Below are 20,186 nucleotides of genomic sequence, written 5' to 3' on the forward strand. Positions count from 1 at the left end.
TGGGGCTTGTCACGCTAGGGTGTTGCCATGGCATCCGTCTCCTCGGCCGCTGACCGTTCGCTGCCGCTGCGGGAACGCAAGAAGCTGCGCACCCGTCGGGCGCTGGCCGATGCCGCGCTGCGCATGTTCACCGAGAAGGGCTTCGACGCGACCACGCTGGAGGAGCTGGTCGACGAGGTGGAGGTGTCCAAGAGCACCTTTTTCCGTACCTTCCCGGCCAAGGAAGCCGCCGCCATCGAAGCCGAAGTCGAGCTGTGGTCGGCCAACCTGACCGCGCTGCGGGACCACACTCTGTCGGGCGTCATCCTCACCGAGATGAAGGACATTTTGTGTGGGGTCGTCACCGGACTCGATGCGGATTGGCCGGACCGCTATGTCGCCACCCGCCGGCTCGTACTGACCGCGCCGACCCTGATGGCGTACGCAGCACACCACCGTGCCGACATCCAGCAGCAGACCGGCGACCTGCTTGCCGACAAGCTCAACCTGCCGCTCGGAGACCTTCGACCTCAGGTGCTGGCAGAACTCACCACCACAGCCTGGACCATCGCCGCCCGCGCCTGGGTCCGCACCGGCGGCCAGGGCGGACGCCAGTCCCTCCTGGAAAGCGTCGAACACGCCTTCCAGACCATCCCCGCCAGCCTGGAACTATCCGCCCAAACAGAAAGATGACGCAAACGCCCGGGCCGCTAGAGTTCACGGATGCTGCTGACAATCCTTGGCGGATGCGGTGCGTGGCCGGGGGCGGGCCAGGCCTGCAGCGGTTACCTCGTGGAGCACGACGGGTTCAGGCTGCTCCTCGACCCTGGATATGCGACGGTGCCACGGCTGCTGGAACAGGTCACCGCCGATCAGGTCGACGCGGTGTTCATCAGTCACGGACATCCCGATCACTGCGCCGACCTGAACCCGCTGTTGCGGGCGCGTACATTGCGTGCTGACCCGTCGGCGCCGCTGCCGGTGTATTCGCTGCCCGGCGCCCTGGATGCGGTACTCGCGCTGGACCGCCCGGGAATGCTGACCGACGCCTACGTCCTGCACGAGTTCACCGCCGGCGACCGCCTCGACATCGGCCCGTTCCGCGCGCAAACCCGCCTGCTGCCGCATTCGGTGCCCAATTCCGGCGTACGGCTGACAGCGGACGACCGGATACTCGCGTACACCGGTGACACTGGCCCGAGCCCCGACGTGGTGGACCTGGCGCGCGGCGCGCACCTGCTCCTGGCCGAGGCCACCTACGCGGACCGGGTCCCGGAGGGTTCGCGACGCCACCTGTCGAGCGCTCGCCAGGCAGGCCGCCAAGCCAAGGAAGCCGACGCGCGACACCTGTTACTGACTCACCTGCAGCCAGGCACCGACCCCACAGCCGCGCAAGCCGCCGCCAGCGCCGAATACGACGGCGAGATCGGCATCGCCACGTCCGGTCTCGTCATGGATCTTTCCTGATCATGGCCGAGCTGATCCGCGGCGTCGAGGACGAGGTGCCGATCTCCTACGGCCGCTTTGACCTGTTCGACGGATCCGGCCTCGGCCAGGATGCCGACCCGGAGACCGAGGCTGGCGCGCTGCTGGCCGAGCCCGACCAGATCGCCCTGGGGCAGGTCGGCATCAAAAGCCAGGCATGGGCGAGGAGGGCGCACGTGCGGATGGAGGCATGGGACACCGAGCCCCCCGCGCCCGGCAAGCCCTGGGCCGAGGCTGGGCAGGTCCGCTACCTGAGCCCCGGGGGCACCGTGTACCTGTGCGGCCTCATGCACAGCCCGTCAAGGCAGATGCTGCTGCTGGGCCCGCCGTTCTTCGTGTACGGCCTGCGCGCCTACGCCGGCCCTGTCCGCACCCAACCGGCCGACTACGACGAGACCGTCACGGAAGCCGTCGAGGAGTCCTGGCTGCTGCGGTTCTGGCCGCTAGCCGATGCCGTCGGCCCGGCCCTGCGCACGGAATCGGAGGCAGGCGGCCAGGTCGCCGCCAGGATGCGCGAAATCCTTCCGCTGGAGCCCGGCTCCGCCGTACCGCGGCCGGAGCAGTGGCCCGCGCTGCACCCGCTGCCTGAACCCGAGCCCCCGACCCTGGTGGCCCGGCCCTCCCCTCCCATGCGTGGCATGGAGCGTGTCCCGAGCCGCGAAGCCGCAGGCCGCATCGTTGTCCCTCAAGAAACGCTCGACTTCGCCCAGCGCCTTGAGGAGACGCTAGGTGACCTGCGCATCGACATGCTCGGCAACCTGCCCAGGGACATTGGCTCCTGGTCGCAGTCGCAGCTTGAGGACTACGCCACGCAGTTGCGCGTGAGCATGCGCATCGGCAGGGAGTTGAACCCGCACGGCGTACCCACGCTTCAGTTGGCGGCGTCCAGCGTGCGTACTGTTCTGATTGGGCCCGAGCCCGGGTTCAGCGGCCGCGCCTGGGTGTGGGCCAAGGACGAGAACGCCCATGCCGACGTGCTGTCGGTCGACCGACAGGTCATCGTTCGTGACCGCATCCGCCAGAACACGCTGCTCACCGGGATCGTCACCATCCTGCGCAACGAAAATGACTTCGTCGAGGTCCGCGCGGCGACCCAGGCGGAGGCCGCCCGAGTGATCACCGTCGAGCGGCTGCGGGACTGACAGCAGCATCCCGCCACCCTGCCCAGCGACACGATGTCCCTGCTCCACAAGCAGGCAGTGATCGTTTCCCAGGAAGTCCAGCCCTTGGGCGGGCACCTTGCCCTCCGGCTCCTGATCGGTTCCCGTCGTCACTCAGTTGGTCGCTCACCGTGAGTCGCGTCTTCGCAGCTCGTCGGCATCGCTACGTCCGGTCTCGTCATCGATCTCTCCTGAGTTGCCTCGGACTTCGACCGCGTTCACGCCGATGTGGCATGGAGTGCGCAGCCACGATCGCATCCGTCCTCGCGCACGGCGGTCAGACTGCTTCGATGATCGGCCTCGATCGACATCGCCGGGGCGAATTGCTGTGCACGTCAGCCCGCATACCGCCGACGGTGGCGATCTTGTGGTGTTTCGCGAGAGCTCAGGAACCCTGAACGAAAAGATCCCGCCCGATCAGCAAGATCAAACGGGATCCCGTCAGCTTCAATCCAGCCGTCTCAAGACCGGCCCTGTACTGCTTGGTTGTGCCATGCGCTCTACGACAACAGTGACGCCGTGGACAAGACGGGCCCAGCGGGATAGGTGTCGGACAGGAGCCAGAGGCGCGAGGTGGTGAGTTCGATGCCGAGGTCGTCCCGGCCTTCGTGATGGACGGCGGACTGACCGTAGGTGGGGACCTCCAGGACGGTCCAGGCGATGGAGTCGGGGGACGTGCCGATGACCACCGGGCGCTGCCGAGCGCCCTCTGTGGGCGAGAGGGCCACAGCCGAGATCCAGATCTTGCCGGAGGGATCCTGGGCGATGGAGTGCAGGCCGACGATCTCGGGCGGAAGCGGCACGGTGGTCCACGTGTTGCCGTCGTAGCGGTTCAGCAGGGGTTCGGTGGGCCGGGGTTCCCCTCGCGTGTAGTTGGTGCCGACGACCCAGATGTCGTCGGGGGTACGCGGAAGGACGTCCTCCAGCACGGACCCCTCGCTATGCGGGGCCGGGTAGGGGATGTTCTCCCAGGCCGTCCCGGTGTAGCGGGCGACCCCCGGGACAGAGTCGTCCTCGCTCGCGCCACTGCCCACCGCCCACGCCTCGGCGGCGATGCCCTTGATGGCCAGGACCTTCTGAATCGGCATCGAGTGTACGACCCAGGTGGAGCCCTCCAGCCGCCAGATAGTGCTCGCGCCGGGTTGCGTGCGACTCCCGGGAACCCACAAGCCCGAGGAGGTGTGTTCTGGTGCGGCCGACGTCAGCCCGGGAGGCGCCTCGACCTGCACGAACGCACCGTTGACGAGATGGGCGATGTAGGCGGCGCCGTTCTTGGTGCCGCCGATCCAAACCTCGCCGCCGGTGGTGGCGTTCACGCTGCTGAGGACGCCCCGACTGGAGAAGTTGGGGATCGTGTATCCGGCCCACCGTCTGCCGTTCCAGCGGTGAAGGACTGGATTGCCGGGGTAGCCGGGCTTGAGCGCCTGGTAGCCGACGATCCAGATCTGGTTCTGCTCCGGCGCGGCCAGGTCCAGGAGCTCCGCCTTGGCACGGAGCTCGGGGAGAGGATGGCTCTGCAGGACCGGATCAGCGGCCAGCGCGGGAGAAGGCGCCGTGACTACTGCGGCGAGGACGAGAGAGGCCGCCGCGACCCGGGCGATAGAGGGTCTCATAAGGCAAGCTTCCCGGACTTCGCAGCAAATGACCCCGCATGTCTTTCGCTTTTCACGGCAAGTTCCAGAAAATCGGTCAAGAATAGAATAAAGCCTCCAAACGTCCCCTTACGACGATCAAGGGCCAAGTCGGGACAACGAGTGCGGCAACTCCGATGCCGTCTGATTCAACAGCATGAGCGGCGGCGGGTTCGTCGTAGCCATGTGCACAGGTTGGGATCCCGCGGAAACCGAATCGACTCCTTCGATGCGAAGCCAAATGTGAGGAGTGCGACGTACGAGCTATGGGCCGTTGAGCCGAAACTACGGGATGCTTGCGCCATGCCCTCAGAGGTGCCACGAACTGTCAAAGCGGTCGACACGGCTCAACTCCTCCGTCTCGACGCGGAAGCGGTGCAGTGTGGGCTGAGTCGTACGCACGGCGTCGCATGGCTGTCGGAGCATGTGCACGGTACGGCGACTCACTACCTGTGGCCCGCACTTGTTCATCGCTTGGAGCACCGGCCTGAGTACTCGCCGCATTGGCGCTGCATGCTGCTGTTGACCGTACGAGACGGCACGCAGATCTTTTCGCTGTTGGACGTCCTGCCCGCATCCTTTGACCAGTTGCCGGAGACCCTTGATGCAGCGACGAAGACGAAGATCGCACAAAAGCTGATGAATGGGCCGCTACAGACGTACGCGGAGTGGGCAGAACACGACGGTACTTGAGCTCTTACGGTCGTCCGTCTCCGTTGTCGCGCAGCCGTCAGCCAGCGCGGGCTCCGAGAACGTCGGAAGCAGGCCACTGCTCCTGAAAGACACGGGCGAGTGCCTGATGTTCGCTTCCCACGACATAAGCCATCTGACGCGGGTCAAGGACGGCCACCTCAACTTCAGCTCCCAGAAGCTCGTTCCCCCATGGCTCGATCGCGTTGGCCAGCAGGCCGGAGTAAGTGAGCTGCAAATACTTCTCGCCATCACCTGCTGCCTCGCGCGCTTTCTCGTACGCCTGCGAGCCGACCGCGACGAAGACTCCGAAGGTGACACGGCGGCCGTCGTCCAGTGCAATCGGGAGGAGAACCCGAAGAAACCGGCCCATGCCCTCAACAACGAACACATGGGGTCCGCCTGCCACGCGGCTCTTGATCTCCTCATCCGGCAACTCTGTTACGGGGTCGGGTAGCGGGTAGTTGAAGCGAAGATCGTTAGGGTCGAGTGGCCCACCGCAACAGACGCAACTACGTGGATGCGAAGACATGCGCGCAATGGTGACGTATCAGAATGCCTGCGCCAACTCAAGGCGTGGGACTGTGCCCCCCGCCTCGGGGCTCGGGGTCGTCCCTCGTGATCGTTTCCCAGACGCCGAGCACCCGGGTGCGGGTTCAGCGTGTGGCGTCGGACATGCGGACCGTTATGTAGGGGTGCTTGCTCCAGCCACTCGCCGGTCAGCCTGCGCATCTAGGAACGCGTGCAGAGTGTTGACTACGCGTCCTTCCGAGATGAGGATCGCGATCACATATGACGCTGCTCGTGGAGTTGTCCAGCGTCACCAGACACCAGTCGAGCAGGCCTACGGATGTATCCGCCGCAGAGAAAGGGCGACTTGCCTGATGGGAGCCAAGCTCTTTGATGTGGTCCTTCGAGGCTACAGCCGCCACCAGGTGGATGCACTCTGGGCAAGGCTCGAAGCAAACGAGATCACCAGCGATGAGCTGCAAGAAGTCGCCTTGGAAGTCGTGATGCGCGGCTATGACCGACATCAGGTGCATGCCGCCCTCCTTGATGAGATCAAGAGACTCAAAGAGAGATCGGAAGGGTAGGCAGTGCTTCCCGTGGCGTAGACCGGCCGAAGCCGTAATCAAGGGGCTGTGGTCGCTGTCGTACGTCGGTGTTCGGCGGCGAGCATGGTCACCAGGATCAGTACCAGGACCGCGAGTTGCGCCATCGCCGACCACAGTCCGATCGCCGTAGCCACGAGGGCGGCGATCGCTGCCAGGCTCCTGACTTGGGCCTGGCGTAGCGCCAGCACCCGGCGGAACCAGAAGTCGCCGGCCAGGTAGAGGGCCACGCCCGCCGAGAGCATGATCGCCGCCGATGGCTTGAGTGGGTCGAGGGGATGCCCGATGACCTTCTTGATCCCGCCGGACACGGCGATGACTCCCAGCAGGATCGGAATGTGTCCGTAGAAGTAGGCGCCCAGAATCATCCGAGTCCGCTGGACGGGTTCCGCCGACGCCAGGGCGTGTTCTGCCGCCACCTCGTCGTCTCCGCCGAAATAGGCCCACCACAGACACGCCGCCAGGCACAGCCCGAGCGCCCCCGCGACCCCGAGACCCAGGTCGACTTCCAGGTCAGCGGCACCGATCCCGATCGCGAGCATCGACTCACCGAGTACGACGATCACCAGCAGGCCGTGCCGCTCGACCACGTGCGGCGCCCGGAGAGTGAAGCCCTTCTGACCGATGAAATACGGGCTGCCCCACAGCAACACCAGCGCCGCCGTCCACGGCAGATAGGTGTACGGCGCCTCCAGGAAGGACGCCACACCGATGAGCACCGTGGCCGCCAGGTTGAACGGCACCACGCGCACGATCGCTTTGGTCGCCTGGAGATAGAGCGCACCGTGAACCGCGATGAGCAGCAGATATCCGACGGCGAAGGCCAGCCCGCCGCCCTCGAACGTGGTGGGGATCGCGAGCGCCATGAGGAGAAAGCCGGTCATCCCCAGCAGCACTAGCACCCGCCGAGCCGGCCGTACCGGGGGAACGGAGTTGAGCAGCCAGACGTACCCGGAGTACATCCACCACATCACCCCGAACACCAGCAAAACCTGGAGGGCGCTCTCGCCGATGGTCACCGCCCGGTGTCCGGGTTCGGGTGCTTCCAGGCCGGCGACCAGCACGTGCGTCAACTGGGTGATGGTGAAGACGAAGACCAGGTCGAAGAAGAGCTCAAGGGTGGAGACACGTAATTCGGGCTCGGGGGTGGCCTGTTCGGCCGGTTCGGCGAACCACGCGGGAAGCCGCATGTCAGGGACCTCTCATGGCTACGGCTGGTAGGCCGCCCTCGGGATTCGGTGGCGAGGACGTAATCATGTAATCATGGAAGGGAATCACCTGACGACTGGATTTGGGCGGTTCTGTGCCGTCTTCATTTGGGATGTTCATAACATCCAGATGTTGTGAGTATCCTCATTACCTCAAGGGCCCCCGACGCCTGGGACCCTCCGCCCGGCCTGTTCGACCAGGTCACCGGCCGTGCGGTCGACCTTGGCGCCGATGGGGTGATTGCGGTTCTGGTTCTCCACACGCTTCGCTGCATGGGCTTCGCCACCCTGTCCCGGGTGGCCGGGGCGGCCGGGCTCGGCGAGTCCGATGTCCAGTCGGAGCTGATCGACCTCGCCGTGGCCGGTCTCGTCACGTACGAACCAGGCGATTTCGGCGGCTGGAGCATCACGCCGACGGGCCGGAGCGCCCACGCCGCTTGGGTCGCAGACGAACTGGACGCCGCCGGGGCCAAGGTCGCTGTGGCCGAAGCATTTGACCGCTTTCTGCCGCTGAACACGGAGTTGCTCGATCTCTGCGGGGCCTGGCAGATACGTTCGGGTGCCCTGAACGATCACACCGACGCGGCCTACGACGCCCGCGTTCTGGCGGTGCTGGTCGACTTTGATCGGCGGGCCGGGGTCGTCTGCGCCGCCCTGTCGGCGGCCTTACCCCGATTCGGGAGGTATCGCGTCCGTCTCGCTGAGGCCCTGGCGCGGGTCGGTTCGGGGGAACTGGAGTATGTGACGGACGACATGGCGTCCTATCACGTCATTTGGTTCCAGCTTCACGAAGATCTGCTGGTCACGCTGGGCATCCCACGATGAGGTGGATTCATTCCCTTTCGTCCGACGAGCCGGCCGAGGTTCTCGGGGGCAAGGCTCACGGGCTCGTCGTGTTGGGGCGACTTGGGCTGGCCGTACCCGCCGGATTTGTCATCGGGACCGAGGCCTGTCGCGCGTACCTCCGCGACGGACGTCTGCCCGACGGCCTAGCCGACGAACTCACGATCGCTGTCGCCAGCCTGCCCGCCGGACAGGTGTCGGTACGATCCGGCGCGAGCGTGTCGATGCCCGGCATGATGACGACAATTCTCAACCTGACCGTCGACTCGATCGAGCCCTTGAAAAAGGCGGTCACCGAGGTGTTCTCCTCGTGGAACACTCCCCGGGCGAGGACTTATCGCGAACTTCACGGCATCCCCCACGATCTCGGCACTGCCGTGACAATTCAGGCGATGGTGTACGGCGACCGCGACCACCGCAGCGGAACCGGCGTCGCCTTCACTCGGAACCCCAACACGGGCGAGCCCGTTCCGTTCGGCGATGTCCTGTTCGGCCGCCAGGGCGACGCGGTCGTCTCGGGCCGGGAACTGCCCCTCCCCTTGCACGACCTGACCGCTCGGGAGCCGAAGGTGTGGGCCGGGTTGCTGCACGCGATGGACCGCGTCGAATCGCACTACCGCGACGCGTGCTACCTGGAGTTCACCTTCGAAACCGGCGAGCTGTGGCTCCTCCAGGTGCGTCCTGGCCGGTTCGTCGGCGCCGCTGCCGTACGGGTGGCGACCGACCTGGCCGACGACGGCGTCATCGGACGGGAGGAAGCACTCCGGAGGGTCTCTCCGGAGGATCTCCAGCAGGTGCGAACGCCTCGAATCGTCCTGGCTGCCGACGTACTGGCCCGGGGTCTGGGCGCCTGCCCGGGAGTGGCGGTCGGAATGGTCGCGACCAGCACCGATGCGGCGGTCCGGATGGCCGCCAAGGGTCCGGTGATCCTGGTACGTCCGGAGACGTCCCCTCTCGACATGCGTGGCATCGCAGCCGCCGCCGGAATCGTCACCGCCCGCGGAGGCCCGGCCAGCCACGCGGCGGTGGTCGCCCGCGCGATGGGGAAACCCGCCGTGGTGGGAGTCGCCGGACTGGTCGTGGGGGCGGGTTCGGTACGAGCAGGCGATCGTACGATCGAGGAGGGCACCCTCGTCTCCATCGACGGGACCAGCGGCGATGTGGTTGTGGGAGAGGCCACCGTCACGACGTCCACAGCCGAATCTCACGTCTGCCGGCTCCTCGGATGGGCGGACGACATCTCAGGCGACACCTCGGAACGCCCCGAGCCCGACCGTCTCAGGGCGGCCCACATTGCCCTGTCTCAGACGAAGGCACGTCGGAAGCCAGAATGATGGCCGGTTCCGCAACTCGGAACTGGCCTCTGTCCTGAGTGGAACTGACGCTTACTCGAACACCGCGTCGAGGGACCGCAGCGGAAAAGCATGCCTCAGCCGGAACGGCTACCTGGCCGGTGGAGCATCACGAACGATCGAGAGTGAAACTTTCAGCGGCCACGCCGGATTCCCACAGACCGCATCTCCCTCTATTCCCTGGTCGCTACAGGAATAGCTTGGCCAATGATACGTGAGGTGCTTTTGGGGTTGGCCCCCAAATCGCCATGCTGGACGGTTCAAGATCTTATATATAACCTCCGGGCGTTCCCTCACCCCTGAATTGATGAGGTGTGAATTGACCGAACGCTCGTGGGGACGTCGCCTGACGACGTCGATCGCACTCGCCATCACGGCATTGGCCGTCACCTTCCTGCCCGCCACTCCCGCCCATGCCACGTACGGCGCGGATCAGCCGGTCTATGTGCAGGTGATCGCCAACGACGGCTCCGGGATGCAGCTGGCCCGCCTAGAAGGAACCGTCGCGTTCGATGATTCCAACACGAAGTACCGCTACTCACTGAGCCTGTGCTGGCAGAGCGGCGCCTACCCCCAGCCGTCCTTCCTCATCGTGGTTAACGGCTCGACCACGAACTACCCGGTCTGGACCGGTTCCACCTCGGCTACCGGGTGCCAGCAGGTGGCCCTGTACAGCGCCGAGGTCAACTTCGGCAGCGCCGTCTACAACCTCCGCTTCGACGTGACCGCTGGCTGGTTCAGCAACAGCGGGTACAGAACGCGCACCAAGAGCAGCGGCACCTACGACAACCCCTTCAACTGAGCCGACGCCGCCGCCGCGATCGTCATAGAGATCAACGAGCAGACGGCGTGGCCGGCAACGGCGGAAGATGAGGACGGAGCACTCGTCCCGGCTGACCAATAGCGCAACCGCCCTGTTCCTTGATCGGGAACAGGGCGGTTGGCTGTCACAGCGGAGGTGGCGGTTGCTTGCTCGAACACGACTATGCAGGTCGACGCTGCCTTCTCATCTGCTTCGGAACGTGTCCCCAGCAGTCCAAGATCAGTGGACCCAACGGACGTCACCACTGAAGGGACTGAATAGTCACGCGAAGCTGCCAGCCGCATAGTATGTAGAAGTACTACGTCTGTGTAGGATGGGTCGGTGATTTATCGACTGGAGATCGTTACGGAGGTACAGGAGTGGCTCCATGAGCTTCGCCGTACTGATCGTGCCAGTGCCATCCTGGTCGGCCAGGCGATCACCGCACTACTTGAGGAAGGGCCGAGTCTCGGCAGACCCTTGGTTGATCGGATCAAGGACTCGAGCCTACACAACCTGAAGGAACTACGTCCCGGCTCCACCGGAACGACGGAGATAAGGATTCTGTTCATCTTCGATCCGAGCCGTAATGCGGTCCTCCTCGTAGCGGGCGATAAGGCCGGACAATGGACAACGTGGTACCGAGAGTCGATCCCTCTCGCCGAGGCAAGATATGCGATCTATTTGAAAGAAAAGGAGGGATCATGAGCAGCACCCACGGATACGACCGCGAAAGCTTCCTTTCCGAATTCTTCCCCGATGCCGATGATCGGCTCGAGGTCGAGATCGGCGCGCAAGCACTGGTCAACGTCAGTCGGGCCCATCGGCTGGCCGAGATGCGCAAGCGATTGGGATTGACGCAGGCCGAAGTCGCAGCGCGGATGCACGTGCGCCAGGAACGCGTCTCCGCCATAGAACGCGCCAAAGTCGATACCAGCGAACTGAGAACCCTTGCAGCCTACATCAAGGCCCTCGGCGGACGATTGGAGATCGTTGCCGACTTCGGCGGAGAACGTCTTGTAATCGGCTGACGCGAAGAACGGTTCCTATGAGAGCGATTCCGGCCACACCTCGTGATTCATCGAGCGGGACGCATCGCATCCGGTAATTCAGTTCGCTCAAAGGTTCTAGGATCTGGCCATGCACCGTACGGGAGAGGCCAGGCGGATTACGGCGTTGCTCAGCCAGACGGAAGAACTGGCCGAGCTCGGCCGAACTGCTCAAGACGAGGACGGGTCACTTGCCGAACCGGCGGTGCGTCAATTGCAAACCCGCTATCCAGCGTGGTATGCCGCCGGGCTCGCTGTCCTACCTGAAGACCTCCGTGACCGGTTTGTCGAGCAATACGAGGCGAAGCACCCGACCCTGAGTCCCAGGATCAAACAGTTCATCGCCCACCCCAGGCAGCCGTGGGCGTTGTACAACTCCGTTCCCAGGTTCTTGAAGGGTCATGGCCGTTGGCAACACTCGCTGAAACAGAGCTACGAGGAGCCGCTGCTCGAACAGCGCCGCCTGCTGTTGGAAGCCAGTTCGCCATGCTGGAGCCTTACGGCATGGCGAACACCGCGTTTTCACGCGGGCAGGATTGACCGTTCGATGGATGGTGGAAACGATGCACTCACGAACGCGGAATCTCATCACTCTTCCGCTGGCCGCTTTCATGGTCCTCGCGACTTCGTGTGCGGATGAGCGTCGAGAGCTCACGCGCGACGAGTGGGTGGAGCTGTACTCGGCTTACGGAATCGCCTTAGCCGTCGTTCATCCGGATTACGGGGCGGGCCTTCTCAGTGAGCCGGCCGACGCTCTTCCCACGGATACACCGGCGGCTATCTCGGTTGAACTGGTTCCCATTCCCAACGGCCTGGGGACATCACTGACGACCGTGACGCTCGATCCGAACATTGGAGGGAACTACGATCTGGTCACGGTTCGGTCCTCCGCCGCCACCGCAGTGTTCCGGGAGGGCTATCTGAAGGGAACCGGGAGATCGGACCAAGAGCGCCGTAAGACCGAGCTTTTCCTGGAAGGCCTCGACAAGGCGATATCGACATCGGGCCTGGACCACCGGAAATACGGCGTCGCTCTCATCGTGGAGCTGGACAAACCGTTGACGAGCCGTGAGATGGAGTCGGCGGACCTCGATGCCGTGGCCAGCAGAGTACTGTTCCCGGCCATCGGGCCGGCGGATCTTCCGCTGTCGTGGTCGGGGGACAACTGTCGTCCCGTCCATACACCTGCCTGTGATGGAATCGATGAAGTCGAACAGTTCCGTGCCTGGTTGAAGAGCCTCCGTCCGGTACAGCGCGAAGCGTTGACCGGGAAGGCGTTCAACCTAGCGGAGATGCAGAGCGCCGCCGACGATGGGCGGATATCAGGGCTGATGATCGACTGGATGGAGCCCGGAGGCGCGCTGGAGATTGTCGGCAATCCACACGTGCGCGCAGCCTATCTCGTGGGTGTGGTCCAGTTGCTTCCTTGAGGTTACGAGGCTCGGGCGGCTTCCACTTCCTCACGGCGAGCCGTCGTCCATGATGGATGTGAGCCTGCCCGGAAGTCGTCGGTCCACATCAGGTGTACGTCAGCAGCACTGATACGGGGATGCTGTGGCCTGGGGCCGACTCCGGAGGCTGCCCCGTACGAAGCCCGCGTACAGCAGGGCCCTGGTGAGAGTGCGGCGATAACAGCCGCAGAAGTGGAGCTACGGGATTTGAACCCCAGACCCCTTCGATGCCAAGCCACGTGCGCGCTATGGGGCCGTTGAGCTGGCCATAAGGTGCCTCGCGGTTCGATGACGTTCCCGGGTGTTCGCTCCCGTTGTCGCTCAGTTGGTCGCTCACCTTGAGCTACGTCTGGACAGTTCGGCGGCGGGAGGGACTGTCCTTACGACTCCCGCACCCGCTCTTCCTCCGAACTGAGCCCCTCCACCGGAGCCGCGGTCTTCTTACGCCCGCGAGCGATCAGCCAGAGAAGCCACGCTTGGAACAGCCCGGCGGCCGTGTACATAAGAATGTAGATCTGTGTGGAAAACATCGAATCAGACAGTAGGTCGTAGATCGGGAAGAACGCCAGGATCTGAGAGACCGGGGCGGTGACGTAGATGAGCAGCAGCGAGTCGAACATCGTGCCCCATCGCATGAACAGACCGAGCTCCACGTAAACCGATGCAGCGAGGACAAGCAGGCTGCCCCGCGAGACGTTATCCATGGTCCTGCGTGCCGATTACAGAACCGGGACCCGCTAGAACAGGCTTGGCCCTGCTGCGTAGCATGATCCGTGCGGTAGGAAGGCATCGTGACCGACAATCAGCGGCATGACCGCTCGCGGGTGGCCCGCCTCGTGGAGATCCTGGTGAAAGCCCTGGCTGTCGGAGCGGGATTCGGCGCCGCGACGTCCCTAGTGAACGGCATCTCTCTCGGCTATGCCGACTTAGAAAGCCGTACCTATACCACCAGCGGGTGGTCAGTCGCGGAAATCGTGAGCTTGCTGCTCGACTCCGGCTGGGCGTGGGCGGGATTGGCGGTTGCCGTGGGATGGCTGGTCACACGCGGCGTGGAGAGCCGTCGTGCGGCACTGGCGCAGGGTGCTGCCGCTGGTGCGCTGGCTCTGCTTGCAGCCACTGCCGCCTACAGCGTTGTGGACACCCTCCGTAGCGGCGGGGACTTCCCCTGGTACGCGTCCGAACCGCTCGTATGGTGGATTGCCAGCGTCATCTTCGGAGCGCCCTTGGGGGCCGTCGGTGCATGCGTCAAGCGACCGGGAACGATCGGTTTGCTCGCGAGATTGACCGTGCCGGTCGGTGCGGCCTTGCAGATGGTTGTACTCCCACCCGGCAGGAACGAGGTGGTCGAGACCATGGGGAAGACGATCGTTTGGGTCGCGGCTGCCGTGAGTATCGGCTTCGTCGCCGTCCACTTCCTCCTGGTGGAGCGACGTCGGCACTCCCTGGGCATGCCTTCTCGTTCGAGTGGCCGCGCATGAAAATCATGACCCTCAACGTGCTGCTCGGCGGTGAGGACCGCTTCGAAGCGCTGCGTACGATCATCTCGGCGGAGCGGCCCGATCTGCTGGTCCTGCAGGAGTGTGTCGGCTGGGAGGACGGCGTCAGGCTGCGCGCGGTCGCGGAGGTCATGGGCGTACCGGCCGATGGGAAGCACACGATCCTCGGCCGGGCGAACGCGCGGTCGAGCGGGCGACGATACAACGTGTGCGTGGTGTCGCGCGCGCCCATCCTGCGGCAGCGGGTGCACACGCCGCCGACGCTGGCTCACTGCATCGTCGAAGCCGAGCTGGCATGGCCGGACGCCGACGAGCCGCTGCTCCTGCTCGCGACGCACCTGGTGCACAGCGATGAGGATTCGCGGCTGACGGAGGTCGGCGAGTTGCTGGCATTGGCCCCTCCGGAGCTGCTGGCCACCCGCCCCTGCGTACTCGCCGGCGATCTCAACGCGCTCGACCGTGACGATCCCTACCCGACCGACCTCGACCACCGGCTCACCGCGGCGGGCATGCACAAGTACGGCCATCCGCCCCGTTTCGAGGCCATGGATCGCCTGCACACCGCCGGCTGGATCGATGCGCTTCGCACTCGGCCACGATCGCACCGCTGGGTCACCGCCCAGCGCAACAGAGGGACCGCGCCAGTGGACACGCGCACCGACTACATCCTCCTCTCCCCGCCGCTGGCGCCTCGGCTCGCGGGCGCCGAGGTGATCGACGTTGGTTCGGCCTCCGATCACCACGCACTGGTGGCTGAACTTTCGTGGGGCGATCATCCCCTGACGTGACCTGCGCGGGCACGGCCCGGTGCCCTCGGCGTCCTTGTTCCTGTACGGCCCTGGCCGCCGGACGGCACCGGGCGTCCGTACCAGAGGTTGCGGCGGCGGCCCGTGACATAAACGGTGATGTGAAGGACTGTCAGGATGACCGTTTGGGTGGTTTTGTAAATCCGGAATAGGAGATATCTCCGGATTTCCTACGCGTCACCTCGCGTGCCCTATAACCTGCGCAAAGTCACGTTTTCAGAGGAGTGGCCAGAGGGAGCCGGTGTGGCGTTGTCCTGGGGCGATCTCCCGGTCGGGAGGGTGCTCCGCCTTGCCGGAGCCGATTCCAACATTGACGCCAATGTGATGGAATTGTTGTTGGATCCTTTACCGGAGACCGGCCCCGCCGTCATCACCTACGCGGCGGCTGAAGGCGATTCGGTCTCAGAGTTGGTGGAATCCATCCTCCGCGAGCTGGAAATACTGGCCATCGGACTTTTCCCGGCCTGGTTGCCCGAAGGGGAGAGGCTCTCCGGCCCGGGCGGTGGCGGAGTGGCGGCGGCGAGGATCCTCGCGATGCGCCTGGCATCGAGCACCCGTCATTTCGGACCGTTCCTGGCCGACCTCGCCGCCCGGGCCATCCAGCACCGCGGCCCATTGGTTCCCGGGCAGCGCGGTCCTCAAGGACGATCGTTCCCCGCAGAGTCGCGGGCGGCTGGTCTGGCCCGGGTCATCGCCTCCACGTTCGGCCGCGAATCGGCGACGATGGTCATCTATGTGCCGGAGAAGCTGACCTCCCATGGGGAGACCCTCCTGGTTGCCGGATGCGAGTGGCTGGCGCACCGGAGCGGCATGGGGATCTGGCTCGTCGGCCCCGAACTGCGCCGCGTCGAAACCCTCTACCTGGAGGTGCCCGCAGCGGTCAGGAGACTGGCCGAAGAGATGACGGCACCGCCGCTCACCGCGACGGTGGGCGTGCCGGCGATCGCCGGAAGGCCGCACGCGGGGAGTGCGGTCGAGCAGGCGATGGAGGCGGCCCTGGCGGAATGCGCGTGGGCTCATGGCCGGACCTGGAATCAGACGTATCAGTCCAAGGATCGGTTGTTTGTGATGATTCGTACGGATCTGATGTGGGTCCCGGAGAAGTGCGTCGTGGAACTCGACGGACCGGAACACGAGACGTTCGCCCAAATGGAGCGCGACCAGATTCGTGACCGGCACCTGGAACGTGACGGATTCACGGTGTTGCGGTTCACCAACCAGCAGGTGATGGGCGATCTACGGGCGGTTTTACGCCACATCGAAGAATTCCTCCGGGGCCGACGCCTCGGAATAAGCGAAGGAGCAGGCTGATGTCCGAAGAAAAACTCACGTATCGGCAGGTCGCGGCTCTGCTCGTACTGAGGGAGCTCGGAACCTCGTTGGCCCACAAGGAACTGAAAGAGGAGTGGGGCTTGGAGCTCGACGCCAAGAACCGCGCGGGTCTCATCGACTCCAAGTTGATTGAGTCGGAAACCAGAGCCAATCGGGCTCTGTGGTACGCGATCACACCGGCTGGTGAAGATCGCGCGATCGAGGAAGTACGCAAGGGAGTCCCGGTGACATCCCGCACGGGCAAGGCGCTGGCTCTTCTGTACCTGCGGTCCCTCTTGGCGCCCAAAGTGGCGATCCCAGTCGAGGAACCCGTTCAGGCGCCGGTCACGACGCTGTCGCCGGAGGAAGTGGAAGGCCGGATTCGCGAGGCCTATGCGAAGATCACGCCTGGCGTCGGCCGGTGGGCCGCGATGACCAAACTGCGAGCCCTCCTGACGGACATCGACCGGGATCTCCAGGACGACGTCCTGCGCACCATGATGCTGGCAGGGCGCGTGGACATCGAGCCCGTTGCGATCTTGGGTGACCTGAAGTCCGAAGACCACGCCGCCGCGATCATCATTGGCAGCACGCCCAACCATCAGTTCCGCATCGGAGCGTGACGATGGTTACCGAATGGTACGCGCTGGAGAGTCTCAAGACCTTCTCGACCGTCAACGCCAGTGAGGATGTCTGGCAGCCGGTTCCGTTCCACGTGCCCGAGATGCACCCGGCGGCTTCCTACGCTCTGCGCTCAGGACTGGATGCCGCCGCTGACTCTCCCGTGACCAGCCCGATCGGGGTGGTCCTTGAGGGTGGCGCCGGAAGCGGAAAGACGCACCTGATGAGCTGGCTGCGTGAGCAGGTCATCCAGCGCGATGGTTACTTCTTTCTCATGGGCGTTCTCGACGCCCGCAACTTCTGGGAAAGCGCCGTCGTGTCCATCCAGGACGGGCTGGCTCGGGTGGGCACAGATGAGGAGACCCAGCTCAAGCGGTTCCTTCGCAATCTGACGGGCCTGATGCAGCTCCCGCGGAAGAGCCAGCAGGCGATCATCGGTAACCAGCTGGTCACTCGCGAAGATCTCGATCTGTTCATCGAGGCCCTGTACAAAATCGATCGCCGGGTTGGCAGAGAGGCACAGGACGTCGCTCGGGCTCTTGTGCTCCTGGAGGCCAATCACAATGCTCTGGTGGATATCGGCCAGTCCTACATCTGCTCAATCGAGGATGGCGAGAGCTACCGGCTGAGTTGGGGTTTCCGGCAGGACCACAAATCTCCGCAGGAGATCGTCCGTGACATCTCGCGGCTGCTGGCGTTGACCGGCCCGAGTGTCATGGCCTTCGACCAGCTCGACGCGTTCATCGCGCAGAGCAGCGTCTATGTCGAGGGCAGCCCCAAGAGTTCGGCGCCCTCGGCAGTTCTTCAGTTCGCTCATCAGCTGACCAACCTCCGTGAGGTGACCAGCCGAACCCTGACGGTTCTCTCCTGCCTGCCAGAGACGTGGACGCTTATTGAGGTGCTGGCTGTCGCGAGTTTCAAGGACCGCTTTCGGAAGGCCGCGTTCCTCCGGCGCATTCCGACTCCTGAGGTTGGGGCGGAACTCGTCACCATGCGACTCGCGGAGCACTTCAAGGACATTGGTTTCGACCGGCCATATCCAACGTGGCCGATCAAGCCGGAGGCCTTCTCTCAGGCTCCCTTCTACACCCCGCGTCAGGCCCTGGAATGTCTGTCCAGGCACATCCAGAAGTGTCTGCTAGCGGGCAAGATCACTGAGCTGGACAGCCTCGACGCCTCCTCAAACGTGATCGATCAACCCATGAAGCCTGATCCTCGCGAAGAAGAGCTTCAGGCGATCGACACCAAGTTCGCGATGCTGGCGGATTCGGCCGACGTCAGTGGAGCGCTGGATGCCGAACTGGAGGACGCGGTTCTTCCTGGCCTGATTTCGGCGGGCCTCCGGGCCTGGATCGTGGAGCAGCGCGGGACGTCCGCGCGCTACCGGGTCGACCCGCCCATGGGCCAGAAGACCTCTCTTCACGCGGGTCTCAAGCAAGTCCTGAACGAGGCGACCGAAGACGAGATCCACTGGGCGTTCCGCGGCATCGCCGCCACGCACCATCTCGCGGCGCTGACCCGGCTCCGCAAGGCGGTGCTCAAAGCCGGTCTGGCGGAGGAGAGCCCCAAGCGTCGGCTGATCATCATCCGGAACATCCCGTGGAACTCCGGGCCGGTCACCCAGGAAGCGGTTGCCGGCTTCCACGCCAGGGGCGGCCGGGTGATCGCGGCCGACGAAGAGAATCTCAAGGTGCTGTACGCCCTGCGGGACCTCTTCGCGGAGGACCTCCCACACCTCGACCAGTGGATCGCCAGCAGGAAACCCACCGCCAACCTCAAGCTCCTCAAGGACGCCTTGGGAGATTGGCCGGATCCAACTGCTCCGCAGGAGCCTCAAGCCCCAAAAGACCCTGAGGAGCCGCCCGCGCAGGCGAAACCCCTGCCGACTCACGAGCCCAGTGCCTCGGACCGCTCTCCGGAAAGCCAGCCGGCCGGGGTGCCGTCGCTGATCGTGGGACGCTCGTACGATCGCGGGCTTCCGGTCTCCGTCGAGTTGGAGGCGCTCCGTAAGCACATTGCGATCTTCGCGGGATCCGGCTCGGGGAAGACCGTGCTGATCAGGCGAATCATCGAAGAGTGCGCCCTTCAGTGCGTCTCCTCGATCGTGCTCGACCCGAACAACGACCTCGCCCGTCTCGGTGACGCCTGGCCGGAGGAGCCTTCCGCCTGGGGCCCCGGTGACGGGGGCCGGGCGGCTCGTTACATCGCGGACACCGATGTCGTGGTCTGGACACCGCGCAGGGAGAAGGGCCGTCCGCTGGCCTTCCAGCCGTTGCCCGACTTCTCCAGCGTCCGCGACGACGTCGACGAGTTCAACGAAGCCGTCTACGCCGCCATGGCGGCGCTCGCCCCACGGGCGAAGGTGGAAGGCGGCACCAGCAAGGCCCAGGTCGCTCGGGCCGTGCTCACGGAGGCGGTCGTCCATTTCGGGAAGTACAAGAGTGGCGGCCTCGACGGGCTGATCAATCTGCTCGCGGACTTCCCCGAGGACATCAGTCAGATCGGCGGAGCGGCGAAGATCGCGGATGGACTCGCCCAGGTGCTCCGGGCTGCCGCCGTGACCGATCCGCTGTTCGGTGGGGAAGGTGAGCCGGTCGACCCAGGGCGACTTCTCACTCCGGCCGCGGGGAAGCGGGCCCGGGTATCGGTCATCAGCTTCGTGGGGCTGCAGAGTGACTCCGAGCGGCAGTCCTTCGTGAACCAGTTGCAGATGGCGCTGTTCGCCTGGATCAAGAAGAACCCCGCCGGTGACCGGCCCCTCGGCGGGCTCTTCGTCATGGACGAAGCGCAGACCTTCGCCCCCTCGGGCACCATGACCGCGTGCACGCAGAGCACGCTCGCGCTGGCCTCCCAGGCCCGGAAGTACGGGCTCGGGCTGGTGTTCGCGACCCAGGCGCCCAAGGGCCTGAACAACCGGATCCCGGGCAACGCCGCAACACAGTTCTACGGTCTGCTCAACGCGGATGTGCAGATCGAGGCCGCCAAGGCGATGGCCCGCGTCAAAGGCGGCAGTGCCGATGACATCGGCTCGCTTCGCAGCGGCCAGTTCTACGTCGCACCTGAGGGCGCGGGGTTCGCAAAGGTGCGTACGCCCCTGTGTCTGACCCATCACCCCAGGGCGCCGCTGACGACCGAGGAGGTCATCGCCCGAGCAAGCCGATGACCTTGCAGGCCCTGATCACTCGCGGGG

General features: G+C 64.9%; 21 protein-coding genes. 17 read left to right on the forward strand and 4 right to left on the reverse strand.

Annotated elements, in window-relative coordinates:
- Positions 1-27 precede the first annotated feature (27 nt).
- Genes Amac_RS34850 through Amac_RS34860 form a run of 3 tightly spaced genes read left to right on the forward strand, consistent with a single transcriptional unit; the run spans position 28 to position 2,606 of the window.
- Positions 28-672 carry a TetR family transcriptional regulator gene (locus Amac_RS34850; protein WP_155358675.1) on the forward strand — a complete coding sequence of 215 codons (645 nt, stop codon included), beginning with the start codon at positions 28-30 and terminating at the stop codon, positions 670-672.
- A 30-nt stretch (positions 673-702) separates the two neighbouring features.
- On the forward strand, positions 703-1,446 hold the full coding sequence (locus Amac_RS34855) for an MBL fold metallo-hydrolase (RefSeq protein ID WP_155358676.1): 744 nt from the start codon (positions 703-705) through the stop codon (positions 1,444-1,446).
- 2 nt (positions 1,447-1,448) lie between these two features.
- A complete protein-coding gene (locus Amac_RS34860) occupies positions 1,449-2,606 on the forward strand; it encodes a hypothetical protein (protein ID WP_155358677.1) in 1,158 nt (385 codons plus the stop codon).
- A 518-nt stretch (positions 2,607-3,124) separates the two neighbouring features.
- On the opposite strand, the gene Amac_RS34865 is transcribed toward Amac_RS34860, so the two are convergent.
- Positions 3,125-4,237, reverse strand: a complete 1,113-nt coding sequence (locus tag Amac_RS34865) for a hypothetical protein (protein WP_155358678.1) — start codon at positions 4,235-4,237, stop codon at positions 3,125-3,127.
- A 321-nt stretch (positions 4,238-4,558) separates the two neighbouring features.
- Between Amac_RS34865 and Amac_RS34870 the strand changes: the two genes are divergently transcribed.
- Positions 4,559-4,948, forward strand: coding sequence for a hypothetical protein (locus tag Amac_RS34870; protein ID WP_155358679.1), 390 nt, complete (start codon positions 4,559-4,561; stop codon positions 4,946-4,948).
- Between the two features lie 37 nt (positions 4,949-4,985).
- Here the strand turns inward: Amac_RS34870 and Amac_RS34875 are convergent, their stop codons facing one another.
- Positions 4,986-5,477 (reverse strand): DUF2199 domain-containing protein, encoded by a 492-nt coding sequence (locus Amac_RS34875; protein ID WP_155358680.1) that lies wholly within the window; start codon positions 5,475-5,477, stop codon positions 4,986-4,988.
- Between the two features lie 352 nt (positions 5,478-5,829).
- On the opposite strand from Amac_RS34875, the gene Amac_RS34880 reads away from it, so the two are divergent.
- The gene (locus tag Amac_RS34880; protein ID WP_218041469.1) at positions 5,830-6,039 is read left to right on the forward strand and encodes a hypothetical protein; all 210 of its coding nucleotides are present in this window, start codon (positions 5,830-5,832) and stop codon (positions 6,037-6,039) included.
- Positions 6,040-6,077: 38 nt separating this feature from the next.
- Here the strand turns inward: Amac_RS34880 and Amac_RS34885 are convergent, their stop codons facing one another.
- Positions 6,078-7,247 carry a low temperature requirement protein A gene (locus Amac_RS34885; RefSeq protein WP_155358682.1) on the reverse strand — a complete coding sequence of 390 codons (1,170 nt, stop codon included), beginning with the start codon at positions 7,245-7,247 and terminating at the stop codon, positions 6,078-6,080.
- A gap of 153 nt (positions 7,248-7,400) precedes the next feature.
- Between Amac_RS34885 and Amac_RS34890 the strand changes: the two genes are divergently transcribed.
- The 7 genes from Amac_RS34890 (at position 7,401) to Amac_RS34920 (ending at position 12,741) form a co-directional block, all read left to right on the forward strand.
- On the forward strand, positions 7,401-8,090 hold the full coding sequence (locus Amac_RS34890; RefSeq protein ID WP_246268923.1) for a transcriptional regulator: 690 nt from the start codon (positions 7,401-7,403) through the stop codon (positions 8,088-8,090).
- Between the two features lie 68 nt (positions 8,091-8,158).
- The gene (locus Amac_RS34895; protein WP_246268924.1) at positions 8,159-9,442 is read left to right on the forward strand and encodes a PEP/pyruvate-binding domain-containing protein; all 1,284 of its coding nucleotides are present in this window, start codon (positions 8,159-8,161) and stop codon (positions 9,440-9,442) included.
- A gap of 337 nt (positions 9,443-9,779) precedes the next feature.
- A complete protein-coding gene (locus Amac_RS34900) occupies positions 9,780-10,262 on the forward strand; it encodes a hypothetical protein (protein WP_155358684.1) in 483 nt (160 codons plus the stop codon).
- A 342-nt stretch (positions 10,263-10,604) separates the two neighbouring features.
- The gene (locus Amac_RS34905; RefSeq protein ID WP_155358685.1) at positions 10,605-10,970 is read left to right on the forward strand and encodes a type II toxin-antitoxin system RelE/ParE family toxin; all 366 of its coding nucleotides are present in this window, start codon (positions 10,605-10,607) and stop codon (positions 10,968-10,970) included.
- On the forward strand, positions 10,967-11,293 hold the full coding sequence (locus Amac_RS34910) for an XRE family transcriptional regulator (RefSeq protein ID WP_155358686.1): 327 nt from the start codon (positions 10,967-10,969) through the stop codon (positions 11,291-11,293). Before Amac_RS34905 ends, Amac_RS34910 begins: the two co-directional genes overlap by 4 nt.
- A gap of 109 nt (positions 11,294-11,402) precedes the next feature.
- Positions 11,403-11,951, forward strand: coding sequence for a hypothetical protein (locus tag Amac_RS34915; RefSeq protein WP_155358687.1), 549 nt, complete (start codon positions 11,403-11,405; stop codon positions 11,949-11,951).
- On the forward strand, positions 11,923-12,741 hold the full coding sequence (locus tag Amac_RS34920) for a hypothetical protein (RefSeq protein WP_155358688.1): 819 nt from the start codon (positions 11,923-11,925) through the stop codon (positions 12,739-12,741). Before Amac_RS34915 ends, Amac_RS34920 begins: the two co-directional genes overlap by 29 nt.
- A 401-nt stretch (positions 12,742-13,142) precedes the next feature.
- Here Amac_RS34920 and Amac_RS34925 read toward each other — a convergent pair whose 3' ends face one another.
- On the reverse strand, positions 13,143-13,466 hold the full coding sequence (locus Amac_RS34925) for an SCO4225 family membrane protein (protein WP_155358689.1): 324 nt from the start codon (positions 13,464-13,466) through the stop codon (positions 13,143-13,145).
- 87 nt (positions 13,467-13,553) lie between these two features.
- On the opposite strand from Amac_RS34925, the gene Amac_RS34930 reads away from it, so the two are divergent.
- The 5 genes from Amac_RS34930 (at position 13,554) to Amac_RS34950 (ending at position 20,159) form a co-directional block, all read left to right on the forward strand.
- A complete protein-coding gene (locus Amac_RS34930; RefSeq protein WP_155358690.1) occupies positions 13,554-14,240 on the forward strand; it encodes a hypothetical protein in 687 nt (228 codons plus the stop codon).
- On the forward strand, positions 14,237-15,046 hold the full coding sequence (locus Amac_RS34935; protein WP_155358691.1) for an endonuclease/exonuclease/phosphatase family protein: 810 nt from the start codon (positions 14,237-14,239) through the stop codon (positions 15,044-15,046). The genes Amac_RS34930 and Amac_RS34935 overlap by 4 nt, the downstream gene beginning before the upstream one ends.
- A gap of 354 nt (positions 15,047-15,400) precedes the next feature.
- On the forward strand, positions 15,401-16,375 hold the full coding sequence (locus Amac_RS34940) for an endonuclease domain-containing protein (protein WP_170322810.1): 975 nt from the start codon (positions 15,401-15,403) through the stop codon (positions 16,373-16,375).
- A complete protein-coding gene (locus tag Amac_RS34945) occupies positions 16,375-16,998 on the forward strand; it encodes a hypothetical protein (protein WP_155358693.1) in 624 nt (207 codons plus the stop codon). Before Amac_RS34940 ends, Amac_RS34945 begins: the two co-directional genes overlap by 1 nt.
- 2 nt (positions 16,999-17,000) lie before the next feature.
- Entirely contained in the window at positions 17,001-20,159 is a 3,159-nt protein-coding gene (locus Amac_RS34950) for an ATP-binding protein (RefSeq protein ID WP_155358694.1), read from the forward strand.
- The last annotated feature ends 27 nt before the right edge of the window (positions 20,160-20,186 follow it).

It is taken from the genome of Acrocarpospora macrocephala (genome assembly GCF_009687865.1).
Classification (GTDB): domain Bacteria; phylum Actinomycetota; class Actinomycetes; order Streptosporangiales; family Streptosporangiaceae; genus Acrocarpospora; species Acrocarpospora macrocephala.